A 14,083-nucleotide genomic window follows, 5' to 3' on the forward strand; every position below is an offset into this window, starting at 1 on the left:
CCTGTACTCGGCCCGCAAGGAGGAGCTGATCAAGCCTTTGCTCGATCGCTTTACCGAGCAGACTGGGGTCGAGGTCAACATGGTGACAGACAAGGCCGAGACCCTGCTCAAGCGTCTGCAGAGCGAGGGGATCAACTCGCCTGCCGATCTCTTGGTGACGGTCGACGCGGGCAACCTCCACCGGGCGCGCGCGGCGGGGGTGACCCAAGCGGTCCACAGTCAGGCGTTGACGGAGGCGATCCCCGCGACCTATCGAGACCCGGACGGCCACTGGTTCGGACTCTCGTTGCGCGCACGCCCGATCATGTATGTCGACGGCAAGGTGGAGCCGGGCAGTCTCTCGACGTACGAAGATCTCGCCAACCCCATGTGGAAGGGACGCATCTGTGTTCGCTCCTCCGACAATGTCTACAACCAATCGCTGGTCGCGTCCATGATCGCGGCGGACGGAGTCGAGGCCACCGAAGCATGGGCCAGAGGGCTGGTTGCCAACATGGCACGCCCCCCTCAGGGTGGTGACCGAGACCAGATCGCGGCGGCAGCGGCCGGGCTGTGCGACATCGCCATCGCGAATACCTATTACCTCGTCGGCATGCTGACCTCGGGTGATCCGAGTCAGGTCACCGCGGCCGAGGCGATGCGTGTCCTCTGGCCCAACCAGGACGGTCGCGGCGCGCATGTGAACGTGAGCGGGATTGCCATGACCCGCTCGGCGAGGAACCAGGAGGCAGCGCTCAAGCTCATGGAGTTCCTGGCCAGTCCCGAGTCACAGGCCTGGTATGCGGAGGTCAACGGGGAGTACCCCATACGCAAGGATGCCGAGATCAGCAAGCTCCTCCGGTCCTGGGGCACGTTTAAGGCCGATGACTTGCAGCTCTCGAAGCTCGGCGAGCTCGGCCCGGACGCCGTGCGACTGATGGACCGCGCGGGCTGGAAATAGACGCAAGGCGGCGGGAGCAGCGATAATGAGGCCGCGCGCGGCCTCATCGCTCAACTCAACCGAGAGACCTTTGCAGGTTTGAGTCCACGCGCGGTGCCGAACCCCGGTCGCCCGCAGTCAGGGCGATCCCACCCCTGTACCGTACCCATACCCGTTCACGGGCTCCAATCGACCGGATTGCGGCCACCTCCGCATCGCCAACCGGAAGGCCTCCCGCAGAGCCGCCTCTGCGTGAGTCGACGAAACGCCCGTAGGAAAACCGGGAGACCATCCGACTGATGAGGCAATCTTGAGCAGCAACGGGCAACGCGGCCTCTGGACCGCCGGGGTCACTGCGACAGCGCTCGTGCTGGCTTTGCCGGTGCTGGTGATCATCGGTTTTCTCTTCGTGCCCTCGGGCGATGTCTGGCAGCATCTGGTCGACACCGTGCTCGCTGACTATGTCGCGAGCTCGCTCCTGCTGATGCTCGGCGTTGCCATCGGCACCCTGATCGGGGGTGTGGGAACCGCCTGGCTGACGAGCATGTGTCGGTTCCCCGGCCGCGGGTTGTTCGAGTGGGCGCTGATCCTGCCGATGGCGATGCCCGCGTATATCATTGCCTACACCTACACCGGCTTGCTCGATTTTGCGGGCCCTGTGCAGACCGCCCTGCGGAGCTGGAGCGGGTGGGGAGTCGGGGACTACTGGTTCCCGCAGATCCGCTCCCTCGAGGGTGCCGCGGTGATGCTCGCGCTGGTCCTCTATCCCTATGTCTACCTGCTGAGTCGCGCCGCCTTTCTCAGCCAGTCGCTGTGCGTCTTGGACGTGAGTCGCACGCTCGGCAACGGACCCTGGCGGACCTTCTTCGTTGTCGCCCTGCCGTTGGCGCGTCCCGCGATCGTCGCGGGGTTGACGCTTGCCCTCATGGAGACCCTCGCCGACTACGGAACGGTGCACTATTTCGGGGTCCAGACCTTCACCACCGGTATCTTTCGCACCTGGTTCGGACTGGACAATGCCGCAGCAGCCGCACAGCTTTCGGCGATGCTGCTCGGTTTCGTCCTGGCCCTGATCGCCCTGGAGCGCATCTCGCGCCGCCAGGCCCGCTATCACGACACCAGCCAGCGTCATCAGTCGATTCGACGCTATCCGCTGGGCGGCTGGCGCGCCGGGGCGGCCATCGGCTTCTGCCTCATCCCGGTGATGCTCGGTTTCGTGATCCCCGCCGCGCAGCTCGCCAGCTGGGCCATGACGACCGCCGACCGCGCCTACGATGCCGCTTTTTGGCGCCTGGTCCTCAACAGCCTGGAGCTTGCGTCCGTGGCCGCGTTCCTGTGCTTGCTGCTGGCCCTTTTGCTTGGCTACGGCAGACGCCTCCATCCAACCCGCCAGGTGACCACTGCGGTCAAGCTGGCCGGTCTCGGGTATGCGGTGCCGGGCACCGTGATTGCCATCGGCGTCATCATCCCCTTTGGCTGGTTCGACAACACGCTCGATGCCTGGATGCGCCGAAGCTTTGGCATCTCCTCTGGCCTCCTGCTGAGCGGCACGCTCGCGGCCCTGATCTTCGCCTACCTGACACGGTTTCTCGCCGTCGCGCTCCAGACGGTCGAGGCGGGTCTTGCCCGGATCCGGCCGTCGATGGACGAGGCCAGCCGGGCCATGGGTTATCGACCGGGTCAGGTGTTGCGACGCGTGCACATCCCGATGCTGCGCGGGAGTTTGCTGACGGCCGTCCTGCTGGTCTTCGTCGATGTGCTCAAAGAGCTCCCGGCAACCCTGATCCTGCGGCCATTCAATTTCAATACCCTCGCGGTCCGCGCCTACGAGCTGGCCTCAGACGAACGCCTGGCCGATACCGCACCCGCCGCGCTGACCATCGTGCTCGCCGGGCTGCTTCCGGTTATCCTGCTCAGCCGGTCCATCACTAAGTCCCGCAATGCCGACACAGCTTGAGGTTCGAGACGTCTGCGTCGCCTACGGCGACAACACCATCGTGCGCGAGGTCTCCTTCGTCCTGGAAGAAGGAATCATCGGCTGCCTGCTCGGGCCGAGCGGCTGCGGGAAGACGACGCTGCTGCGCGCCATCGCCGGCTTCGAGCCGATCAGTCACGGCGAGATCCTGCTCCACGGGCACCGGGTCTCCGCGCCTTGGAGCACGCTCCCGCCCGAGCAACGCCGAGTCGGCATGGTCTTCCAGGATTTCGCCCTATTCCCGCACCTGAGCGTGGCCCGCAACGTCGCGTTCGGGCTCCAAGGGCTCGGGCGGGCCGAACGCGGTCAGCGTGTTGCCGAGCTCCTGGACCTGGTGGGTCTGCGTCACGCGGCCCACCAGTATCCGCATGAGCTCTCCGGCGGCATGCAGCAACGCGTTGCCCTCGCCCGCGCCATGGCGCCGCGCCCGCAGATCTTATTGCTCGACGAACCCTTTTCCAGCATCGACGCCGAATTGCGCGAGCAGCTTGCGCGCGAGGTCCGGGATCTGCTGAAGCGTGAAGGCGTGACGGCGATCCTCGTCACCCACGATCAGCTTGAGGCCTTCGCCATGGCCGACCAGATCGGGGTCATCGCAAACGGCCGCGTCCGCCAATGGGGGACCGGGTTCGGACTCTACCATGAGCCCGCGGACCGTTTCGTCGCCGACTTCATCGGCCAAGGCGTCCTCCTCCCGGCCGTTGTCGTGGACGAGACTCGCGTCAAGACCGAGCTGGGCCGAGTCGCCGGAAGCAAGCCGCACGGTCTCTCGCCGGGGACACTGGCGGAGGTGCTGATCCGGCCGGACGACATGCTCTATGACGAGACCAGTCCCAGGCGGGCGGTCGTGGTGGAGCGAGCGTTTCGAGGGGCGGAGTATCTCTATCAACTCCGGCTCGCGAGCGGGACCGAGGTCCTCTGTCTCGTCCCGAGCCATCATCAGCACGCCATCGGAGAGGAGATCGGGATTCGGCTCGAGGCAGACCATCTGGTGGTCTTCCCGTGCGAGACCGACGAGCCCTCTCGGCCCGCCTCCCTCGCTGACCCGGTCGGTCAATGATCAACATGGCAGGAAAGCCCGTCACGCCACACGTCCCCGATCCGCCAGGCGCCTCGGCTCCGGCGATCCCGGCGATGTTGCGCAATCTCATCCTGATCGATCTCGCCGCCGCCATCCTTGTTGCCCTGCCCTCGTTCGGTGGCAACCCCCCGACCGGCAGCCTTCGGGTCCTCTTTGCGCTACCATGGAGGCCCTGCGTGAGCAATGTGGCCGGGCTGCTCGGTTTGGAGTCGCCTACGTTGAATCCCGCCTTGCTCGCAATCGGCGCGGGCATCAATGCAGCCATGCCGGCTGTGATTGGTGGCTCGAGCCGCGGCGGTAAGTCTCCCTGATGCTCAACCTGGGATCTCAGATGGAACGCTCTAACCTTTCCCCGTGGCCTGGTCTCCTCTTGGCTTGCACCTTGGTGGTTCCGACGCTTTCCGGTTGCGCGAGCCAGTTTCGCGAGCGGCAGCTGATTCCGCCCACCGATCCCGGGGCGCAAACCTGTATGGCGCAATGCGAATTCAACAAGGCGCAGTGCGAGCAGCGCCAACACGGACGGGAAGAAGAATGCCGGACTCACCACGACCGGCTGACGGCGGACCTGAATGCGTGCCGTGCCACGCCGGGCGCACTCTGCCCGCAGCCCGAGATCTGCCTGGGTGCGGACCTGGTGATCTGCGAGACCCGGTACGACGAGTGCGTCGTCGCCTGTGGCGGCAGGGTCGAGACCCGTTTCTCGCTCACCGGGGAGTCCGCACCCTGACCTCGTCGCGCACCTCACGGCTGGGGTGGACGATCGCCAGTTCTCCCGCGTCCGCACCCCCGAGCAGCTCGGTCACGAGCCCGCCCCGGCGCCCCACCGCGACCTCGCGCAGGTGAGCCCGCCCCTGCTCCATCACGAACATCGCCCACGCCTCATCCTGGCGGAACAGACTGCTGGTCGGGACTTGCAGCACCCCTTCCGCCTCCCACAGGATGAATCGGGCATTCACTCGATAGCCATCCCCAAGACGGTCCCAGTCGTTTGTCGGTGAGACGATCTCCACGATCACCCAGACGCGTTGCTCCTCGACGCCCAGTGCGGAGATCTTTGTGAAGGCGGTGGGTTCGACCCGCTTGACCCGCCCCTCCAGCGGATGGGGCGAGCCCCAACGCTCGAGCCAAACCCGTTGACCCGGGGCGATCCGCACCGCATCGGCGGACAGGACATCCACCTCGACCTCGAGACGGCTGGGATCGCCGATGACCAGAATCGGCTCCCCCGGCTGAACCACCCGCGCGCTCTCGAAGTACCGCCCCAGCACGAACCCGGCCACGGGCGAGCGCAGCTCCAAGACGCCACTGGCCTCCGGGTCCTGTCGGCCCGCGTAGGCGAGCTCAGTGCGCGCTGCCTCCAGCTCGCAGTCGGCGACGCGCATCCGAAAGCGCGCCGACGCCAGCTCTGCCACCGCCCTCCTGGCTTCGGCCTCAGCCTGCTCGACCAGGCTCTCCGAGATCATCCCCTGTCGGCCCAACGGCCGAAGCCGTGCATATTCGCTGCGCGCGAGCGCGTCTTCGGCCTCGGCGGCCTTGACCCCCTCGCCTGCGGCAGCCAACAAACCCTCGGCAGCGGCAACCCGAGCCCGCGCCCGCTCGATGCTGCGCACATCGAGTGCCGGCGATGCCGGGGCATCCAGGGTCGCGACCAGATCACCCTCCGCCACCGGGTCGCCGACCTCCAGGGCGAGACGCCGTGCGTGCCCGGCAATGGGCGCGGAGATCTCATAGCGGTCGACGACCCGGGCCCGGCCCTCCTCCTCTAGACTGACCTCGAAATGCCCGCGGGCGATAGGTTCCACATCCACCAGGATCGGCACCGGACGAAAGCCCCAGAACAGGATTGCGAGCAATCCCGCCACGGTCAAATAGGGGACGGCGCGTCGCCACCTGGTGACCTGATCCCGGTTCATTCTCGTGTCTTCAAGACCGACAACAAGTCGAGACGACCGAGCTGTCGAGAGACGATCAACCCCGACAACAGGGTCGCCAGGACAACGACGGTCGCGGCGAACGCGTACACACTCGGCACGATGACCAGGGGAATGCGATAGAGATCGGACTCGACCCCATGGACGATACCGACAATCAAAGCCGTCCCGATGATGAACCCGACCGGGATCGCCGCCAGCGTGATCAAGGCGAGCTCCCCCAGCAGGACGTAAGCGATCTCGCCGCGGCTGAACCCAAGCACCCGAAGGCTAGCCAGCTCCCGAGACCGCTCGGTGAGCGCAATCCGCGCATTACTGTAGACCACCCCCACGGCAATGCTTCCGGCCAACAGGGTGCTGATGAAGGCGAAGGTCAGCACGATCTGCCCCATCGAGTCAGTGAAGCTCTCCACTGCCGTGAGCCGATCCGTGACACCAGCAACGCGTGGCGTTTCCTTCATTGAGGCGACGATCGCCTCCCGGTTTCCCGGACTCACCGCGAGCAAGGCGCCGGATATCGCGCGGCCCTCCTTCAGGAGCCTGTTCAATGCCTGGAGGTCCATGTAAGCGGCAACCCCGATAAGCTCCTGAACCACCCCCGTGACCGGCACCTCAAGGACGTCTCGCCGACCCTCGAGCACCTCCAACGTTACCCGCCCCCCTGGACGCACATTCAAGACGCCCGCGAGGAAATCACTCAAGACCAATCCCGCCGGCGGGAGCTCTACCGGCCCGAGCCGGTCATCGAGGACCCGTCTCAGGATGGACGGCGACTCGATCCCCTGAACGGTGCTGAGGTAACTGGCTGGGCCGTGACGGAGCCGAACGGCGACGGCTCGCACCGGCTCGACGCGGTAGACGCCGGACAAGGACGCCAGCTCCTGCATGGCCCGGCGCGAGGTCGGCTCGACGAACGTCAGTGCCAGATCATCCCGCTGTGCCAACCCGTATTGAACCTGGATCAGGTAGTCAAGCGCACCTTCCTGAAAACGCCCTACCATGAGAATCCCGCACGCCATGGCGATGCCGATTACGGACAACATCGCCTTGAACGGACGTCGCTCGATATTGCGCAGGATCATTCGGGTGCGTTGGTTAAAGCAGCGCTGCAGACCCAGACGTTCGACCAGCGTCGGACGAAAGACCGGCGGCGCCTCCGGGCGCATCGCCTCGGCCGGTGGCAGCAGCACCGCACGACGCACCGCGGCAAGCGCACCGGCAATGCCGGCCAACAGGGTGACCAGTATGCCAATGATGATCGTCGCGGGACGTATGCAGAAGTCGAGGTACGGGAAATGGAAGAAGCCGCGATAGAGCTCGGCCATCTGTCGGCCGAGCCAGGTGCCAGCGGCCAATCCGATCGTCAGACCCAGCGCGACGATCAGCAGCACCCACAGGCTGTAGTGGAGTCCGATCTGCCGATTGGTGTAGCCGAATGCCTTGAGGATGGCAATCTGCTCGCGCTGCGTGCCGATCAAACGCCCGAAGACGACATTCAGCAGAAAGGCCGCAACCCCCAGGAAGATCGCCGGGAACAGCCTGGCCATGGCTCCCAGCTGGTCAAGCTCGGAGCTCAGATAACGATCCGAGATCTGCTCCTCGCGGGGAATCGCGCCGAGCCCGCCGTAGGGGGCCAACAGCAGATCCAGTCGCTCGATCACGTCGCCGATGCGTGCCTCGCGGCGCAAGCTGACCGTCAGGCTGTTGAAGGCCCCGTCCATGTCGTAGGCATTGGCAAGCTGGGTTCGGTTCATCCAAAGCACGCCGTGGCGTGCGAAATCCGGGAAGAGATCACCTGGCTTGATCTGATAAATGTGTTCCGGAGACAGGGCAATACCCACGATCTCAAGGGCTTGGCGACGGCCATTGATAATCGCGCTCAACTGATCGCCCGGATGAAAGCCGTGCGCATCGGCGAAGGCTTGGCTGACGACCAAGTCCCGATCACGGTCCGGCTCCGGAAGTCGCCCCTCGCGGATATACAAGCGATTCAGCGCTGCATTCCGGCCATCGGGTAATGAAATCAGCATCCCGGTGGCCGGATCGTCAAAATCGGGGATATCCAGATTGACGCCTGCAACCACTCGGGTCTCGACCTGCTGCACGCCTGGGATCGCTTCGATTTCCTCACGCAGTGACTCGGGCGCACGCTCTAGCGTGACGAACAGGTCGGCAAAGCGATAGTCCCGATAAAAGGCGTTACGGGTGAGGGTCAGAGCATCCAGCGAGGAAAGCGCCATCAGCAGGGTCGAAACGCCGCCGGCAATGACGACGGCGATCGCAACGGCCTGACCGCGCATCCGCCAAGCCTCGCGCAGCAGCTTGCGGGTCAGGGCATTCACCAGCTCAAATCCCGCGGCGATCGCCTGACCGGATTGGTCCGCTCGGCAAGGATCCGCCCGTCGCCGAACTGGATGACGCGGTCCGCCATGTCAGCGATCACCGCATTGTGGGTGATGACGACCGTCGCGGCGCCGAGGTCGCGATTGATGCGTTCCAGGACCTCCAGAACGACGACGCCGGTGCTCGAATCGAGCGCGCCCGTGGGCTCGTCGCACAGCAGCACGCGAGGGCGCTTCGCAACCGCCCGGGCGATGGCGACGCGCTGCTGCTCGCCACCAGAGAGCTGCGCGGGGAAATGGTCCATCCGCCGGCTCAGGCCGACCAGCTCAAGGGCTGCCTCCGGGGTCATGGCGTCCTGGGCGATCTCGGTCACGATGGCCACGTTCTCACGCGCCGTCAGGCTCGGGATGAGGTTGTAGAACTGAAAGACGAACCCCACCGTTTGGCGTCGGAACGCAGTCAACCCACGCTCGTCCAGGCGGGTCAGGTCCAGTCCGTCGAAGATGATCTGACCTGCTGTCGGGGAATCCAGGCCGCCGAGGATATTGAGAAGGGTTGACTTGCCGCTGCCCGAAGCGCCGAGCAGCACCGCGAGCTCGCCCGAATAGAGGATCAGATCGACGCCGCGAAGGGCCTCGACCCGCACCTCGCCCATGAGGTAGACCTTGGTGATGCCGCGGGCCTGGAAGACCGGAGCCGCCGGGACACCCGGGTGATTCATTCGACCTGATACCGGCGGACCGGGTCGGCAGACAGTGCCGAGCGGAGGATGCGCGTGGAGCTCGTTTCAGCACAGGCACCCTCTCGCAGGGACGCAGGCTCCAAGCGGTTGGGGCCGCAGCGCCGCAGGCGATCGGCCATTCCCTGGCACCGTCGGAATAGAACAGGCATAATCATTGCCTATCGTTAACGGATTTCCTTACACACTGGACTGAGGCTAGACGATGAATGACACGAATGTGACCTGGCACGAGCATCAGGTCTCTCGTTTCGAACGCGAAGCGATGAAGGGACACAAGGGCTGTGTCATCTGGTTCACCGGACTGAGCGGCTCGGGCAAGAGCACGGTCGCCAATACGCTCGATCACAAGCTGCACCGCGCTGGCCTGCACAGCGCCGTGTTGGACGGCGACAATGTACGCCATGCGCTCAATGCAGGACCCGGCATGCTCCGGGAAACGCATGGCGAGTCATTCGCGGAGCGCTTTGGTCTGGGATTCTCGGCCATCGACCGCGAAGAGAACATCCGGCGGATCGGCGCCGTGGCTCAGCTCTTCTCCCAAGCCGGCATCATCGCCCTCACGGCATTCATCAGTCCGTACCGACAGGATCGGGATCGCGTCCGCCGCACCATGGATGCAGGCGAGTTCATCGAGGTCCTGGTCGATACACCCATCGAGATCTGCGAGACCCGCGACCCCAAAGGACTCTACAAAAAGGCGCGGGCGGGCGAGATTAAGGGATTCACTGGGATTGATGACCCCTACGAAGCCCCGCTGGCGCCCGAGCTCCGGCTCGATGCCAGTGAGAAAGCCCCTGAAATCCTGGCCGACGAGGTGATCGGCTACCTGGTGGACCGCGGCATCATCCCGTCGATTGCCTGAGGCCGGCTCGCTGCCCAGAGCCACGGATGTGACACGAAAACGGCAGTGGAGCGAGTCCGTTCCGCTGCCGTTCTCAAGCTCAGCCCTTTTCCAACAGGTTGCGGAGATCGATGATCGCGGCATTCGCCCGCGAGATATAGGAGGCCATGACCAGGGAATGGTTACCCATAGGGCCGAAGCCGGTGCCGTTCAGGATCATCGGGCTCCAGATGGGATTCTGGGTGTTCTCCAACTCGCGGATAATCTGCTTGAGTGAGACCAGGGCGTTTTTGTCACGCAGCACCGGCTCGAAATCGATTAGCAGCGCCTGCAGGCTGTGAAGGAGCGCCCAGGTATAGCCGCGCGCTTCGAAGAAGACATCGTCGATCTTGAGCCAAGGGGTCTTGTTCTGGGCCTCCTGCGGGGATGGGCGCGCCTGCTGGGCGTTTGGATCACCCGCGAGCGAGATGTCCAGCTGGGCTTGGCCGACGGCATAGGAGAGGCGTTGTGCGAGGCTCCCGAGACGCTTCTCCGCCACCGCCAGATAGGACCGCAAATTGTCAGAACGTGCGAAAAACTGTCCGTCTCCGGCCCTATCGTCGCTGAGACGGTCAAAGTAACGATACAAGGCCTGGACGCCGCGGCGATACTCCGACTCGGTCGATGGCAGGATCCAGGACTCCGAGTCGTAGCTGAACTGGGGCTCGGCGATCTGTAGATCGGCATCTTCAACCGATTGGGTCTGTGAGCGCGAGAACTCGTTGCGCATCGCCCGATTCAGGTCACGCAGCTCGGTCAGGGCACCGAATTCCCAATTTGGGATGTTGTCCAGGAAGACGCCGGGCGGCGTCATGTCGTTGCTGAGATAGCCGCCGGGTTTCTTCAACAGGGTCTCGGCGATACCGATGGCAGCGGCTGTGGTCCGCGTGCCGGTCACGAGCTTCGTCTCGTCGCCGCCTGCAAGCTCCTTCGCCCGCTCGTTGACGTCGAACTTTGCCGGCGATCGCGACCAGATGATCGCGAGGATGGAAATGACCACCAGATAGGTCAGGAGAAAGAGGCCGAGGGTCCACCACAAGCCTTTCTCTCGCCAGGTCCGAGGATCATAGAGCGTGACGACCTTGGTGACCGTCTTGGGCAGTTGCGCCTTATCCATCGTTGTCTCCGTAGGGGCTCAGGGGGAATTCAGCCTTCGCGGCGGCATTCTCCGCTTAATCTCGAGCAAGGTCCAGCCAGCGGCACCCACGCGTCAACAGGGTGGAAAGGCGCATTCCTCGTGATCCCCGGACTCGCCTGAGCCAAGACGCCACACCGCGCCGGACAGGTGTGTGATCAGGGGGAAAGCGGAGGTGAGGATCCAGCCCACACGCCGGCTCCCGAACGGGCGGCCAGCGCGTGGGGCGACCGTTAGCGCATGGGGGCGAAATGCATCATCCAGCGCGGCACGGTGTCAGCAGGCTGACGCGGCGCAGTGGACTCTGTCGGGAGCGGCTCCGCCTCCGCGGGCGCCGCGTGTGAAGACGACTCGGCGGATGATTCCGGCCTCTCGGCTGCTCCCGGCTGAAGGGTAGCGGGAACCTCGGGCGCCGCCGGCTCGGCCACGGCAGCAGGGGCCGGCGCAACCGGTTGCGTCGCCTGCGCGGGCGTCTCGGGCACGAGCTGCACGTCAACCGGGACTAGGGGAGCGGGCTCGACCGAAGTGACCGACTCTGCACCGAGGCCGGCCGGCTGGGCTGCAGGCAGAGGGCCGGCCTCGGGACTCGTGGGTAGGGTCGGGTGTGCCAGCCCCGCTTCGACCTCGGTCGCGGGGTGAGTCATCGAGTGCGGGGCGGGCAGCGGCGCGAAATGTGGTGCCCCAAATGCCCTCGGAGGCTGCACCGGAGCCGGCGCGGCGGTGTCGACGGCACCAGCCTCGTCTGCGGGGGCGGCGGTCATTGGTGCAGGCTCGGGCTCGCCTGCAACGACCTCAGCCTCCGGGGGCGGGGCTGTCTCAGGCCGGGCCGTCGCGGCGGACTCTGGCTCCGGGGCCGCAGCCGCGGCCGCCACGCCCTCGGGCGTGGCAGTCGCCTCGGGCTCCGGGGCCGCCACTCCCTCCGCCTCCGGTATCTCTGGAACGACATCCGGCGCCGGCAGCGGAGCGAAGTGCGGCATCCTGTACTCCGGCACCGGTGGCGCTTCAGCAGGGGCTTCGGTGACCGACCCGGCGGCGGGGCCTGACGCGGTCCCCGCCTCCACCGCCCCGGCGGCGGGTCCCGGGCCGGGCGGAGCTGATGGCGTCGGCGCGGGTTCGGCCACAGCCGTCTCGGGCTGAGGGCTCGGCGGCGCGGCAGGCTGGGCCAAAGTCAGGCTTCCGATCGGGGCGAGGTTGGCAGCGACTTGCGCCGGATCAAGCTGACCCTGGCGCGCCGCCAGAGGGTCGGCAAGGGTGACGTACAGGGTCCCAAGCACAGTCAAAACGCCCACCGTCCAGACGGACGTCTTACCGATATCGATAGCCGCCAGTTTTGCTCGCGCCTCGTCGAGCATGGCCACGACCTCTTTCATCAGGCTGATCCTCTTGTTCGGGTGGCTTCGCGTGTTTTGTTGTCTGAAAAACCTGCTTAGGCTGCCTGAATGGGCGCGGCGGTTCAAGGGAGAATGACATGGACGAGGCCGCGCAACCGGGCACCCCAAGGTATACTGCACCGGTCCTCTTCAATGCGAGTCCCGGACTGTCAACTGCTCGGCGCGGCCTATCTGGGGTCGGACGAGCGATGCCTCGGGCGCAGTTCACGACATCCGGCAAGGCTCCAACAACGCGCTCCCTCAATGCCGACCAACCTTCTCGCAGGTGCCGGATATCTCCTCGCAGGGGTCCGGCTGATCATCCGGCCGGGACTTCGGCGCTTCGTCGTCATTCCGCTCGCGATCAATGTCCTGCTTTTCTCAGCCGCAGTCTACTCCGGCGTGACCCTGTTCGAGCACCTGGTCGACTCCTTGCAATCGCGCCTACCGGGCTGGCTCGGCTGGTTGGACTGGATCCTCTGGCCGATGTTCGTCCTGGTTCTCCTGGTCGTCGTTTTCAACGGATTCGCACTGGTCGCCAACCTGATTGCCGCCCCCTTCAACGGCCTCCTCGCCGAAAAGGTCGAGCAGATCCTCACGGGTCGCCCGCTCGATCAGAACAGCAGCCTTGCGACGCTGTCCGCCGCGATCCTGCCGAGCCTGATCGACGAGATCAGGAAGCTGATCTACGCGTTTTCCCTGGCGATCCCCTTTCTTGTGCTCCTGTTCGTCCCTCTCGTGGGCCAAGCCCTGTGGTTCGTCTATACCGCATGGGTGCTCGCTGTCCAGTATTCCGATTACCCGATGGGCAACCACGGCCTGCGATTCCGTGATATGCGTCAGCGTCTTGCCCGGCGGCGCGCGCTGAGCCTTGGATTCGGAGCAGCTGCCGCGCTGCTCAGTGTGGTCCCCTTGGTCAACTTCATCCTCATGCCGAGCGCGGTGGCCGGCGCAACCGCCATGTGGGTGCGCGAGCTCAGGGGCGCGAGCAACTACCAGCGCGCCAGCGAGTCCCGCGTGGCGACCCGATCTGTCCTGCTGTCGATCGATCACCTCTCCGGTGGCATGAGCGGCGAGGTGCTGACAGGGCCTCACTCGGGCCAACCGCTCAGTGGCATCCCGACGGAGGATCTGATCGACCTGCTGCAAACCTGCTACCGAAACGACCCGGAGTCCGCCGAGGCGCTGGAGGTCTACCTGGAGCGCGAGCGCGGGTACAAGACGACCGAGTCGATCAGTTACCAGCGTCGCGAGCCCCCGACCGCACCGGCCGAACGCATGCACCCCGACGAGGCCCGGGCGGTCCTTGGACTGGGTCTGGATGCTGGTGCACAGGAGGTCCGCAGTGCGCATCGACGGCTGATCCAGCGACTGCATCCCGACCGCGGCGGGTCGGATTATCTGGCCGCGAAGGTCAACGAAGCCAAGCAGATCCTGCTCGAGTGAGCGTCCGATCATGATGGCCGATGCGGCGGAACCGAGAGGATCAACACGGCCATCCCGCAAAGACCTATACTCGCGCGTTGCCGAGACGAGCCGTTCTCGCATCCGAGCCAGTCCTTGCGAGCCCCTGGTCCGGGCTGATTGGGCCGTGGCAGGATCGCCGCTGGCGCGCTCCAGACGGAACGCGGCGCCGTCTCGACCGTCTGATGATCGCAGTCCGGCTGCATGCGAGCCCAGTCCCGATATCCGTCGCCGCGCACGCCA

11 protein-coding genes are annotated in these 14,083 nt (G+C 65.4%); 7 read left to right on the forward strand and 4 right to left on the reverse strand.

Annotation, left to right across the window (positions count from 1 at the left end; translation table 11 throughout):
* The first annotated feature begins 1 nt into the window (after position 1).
* From LJE61_RS02085 to LJE61_RS02105, 5 genes are all read left to right on the forward strand, one after another.
* Entirely contained in the window at positions 2 to 940 is a 939-nt protein-coding gene (locus LJE61_RS02085; RefSeq protein ID WP_296917277.1) for a Fe(3+) ABC transporter substrate-binding protein, read from the forward strand.
* 289 nt (positions 941 to 1,229) lie between these two features.
* Complete coding sequence (locus LJE61_RS02090; RefSeq protein ID WP_296912266.1) at positions 1,230 to 2,876, forward strand: ABC transporter permease; 1,647 nt, start codon at positions 1,230 to 1,232, stop codon at positions 2,874 to 2,876.
* Complete coding sequence (locus tag LJE61_RS02095) at positions 2,860 to 3,954, forward strand: ABC transporter ATP-binding protein (protein ID WP_296912264.1); 1,095 nt, start codon at positions 2,860 to 2,862, stop codon at positions 3,952 to 3,954. Before LJE61_RS02090 ends, LJE61_RS02095 begins: the two co-directional genes overlap by 17 nt.
* 5 nt (positions 3,955 to 3,959) lie before the next feature.
* A complete protein-coding gene (locus LJE61_RS02100) occupies positions 3,960 to 4,286 on the forward strand; it encodes a hypothetical protein (RefSeq protein ID WP_296912262.1) in 327 nt (108 codons plus the stop codon).
* A 20-nt stretch (positions 4,287 to 4,306) separates the two neighbouring features.
* Positions 4,307 to 4,702: an Aq_678 family protein gene (locus tag LJE61_RS02105; protein ID WP_296912261.1), complete on the forward strand. Its 396-nt coding sequence runs from the start codon at positions 4,307 to 4,309 to the stop codon at positions 4,700 to 4,702.
* On the opposite strand, the gene LJE61_RS02110 is transcribed toward LJE61_RS02105, so the two are convergent.
* The 3 genes from LJE61_RS02110 to LJE61_RS02120 are packed head-to-tail and all read right to left on the reverse strand — an operon-like array spanning position 4,680 to position 8,970.
* On the reverse strand, positions 4,680 to 5,888 hold the full coding sequence (locus LJE61_RS02110) for an efflux RND transporter periplasmic adaptor subunit (protein ID WP_296912258.1): 1,209 nt from the start codon (positions 5,886 to 5,888) through the stop codon (positions 4,680 to 4,682). The two genes, LJE61_RS02105 and LJE61_RS02110, sit on opposite strands and share 23 nt — an antisense overlap.
* Positions 5,885 to 8,248, reverse strand: a complete 2,364-nt coding sequence (locus LJE61_RS02115; protein WP_296912256.1) for an ABC transporter permease — start codon at positions 8,246 to 8,248, stop codon at positions 5,885 to 5,887. The genes LJE61_RS02110 and LJE61_RS02115 overlap by 4 nt, the downstream gene beginning before the upstream one ends.
* Positions 8,245 to 8,970: an ABC transporter ATP-binding protein gene (locus LJE61_RS02120; protein ID WP_296912254.1), complete on the reverse strand. Its 726-nt coding sequence runs from the start codon at positions 8,968 to 8,970 to the stop codon at positions 8,245 to 8,247. Before LJE61_RS02120 ends, LJE61_RS02115 begins: the two co-directional genes overlap by 4 nt.
* 223 nt (positions 8,971 to 9,193) lie before the next feature.
* On the opposite strand from LJE61_RS02120, the gene cysC reads away from it, so the two are divergent.
* The gene (cysC, locus tag LJE61_RS02125; RefSeq protein ID WP_296912252.1) at positions 9,194 to 9,853 is read left to right on the forward strand and encodes an adenylyl-sulfate kinase; all 660 of its coding nucleotides are present in this window, start codon (positions 9,194 to 9,196) and stop codon (positions 9,851 to 9,853) included.
* A 79-nt stretch (positions 9,854 to 9,932) separates the two neighbouring features.
* Here cysC and LJE61_RS02130 read toward each other — a convergent pair whose 3' ends face one another.
* Positions 9,933 to 10,988, reverse strand: coding sequence for a DUF2333 family protein (locus LJE61_RS02130; protein WP_296917279.1), 1,056 nt, complete (start codon positions 10,986 to 10,988; stop codon positions 9,933 to 9,935).
* Between the two features lie 1,652 nt (positions 10,989 to 12,640).
* Here LJE61_RS02130 and cysZ point away from each other — a divergent pair.
* Entirely contained in the window at positions 12,641 to 13,822 is a 1,182-nt protein-coding gene (gene cysZ / locus LJE61_RS02135) for a sulfate transporter CysZ (protein WP_296912248.1), read from the forward strand.
* Positions 13,823 to 14,083 lie beyond the last annotated feature (261 nt).

This window comes from Thiocapsa sp. (genome assembly GCF_022340925.1).
Taxonomy (GTDB): Bacteria; Pseudomonadota; Gammaproteobacteria; order Chromatiales; family Chromatiaceae; genus Thiocapsa.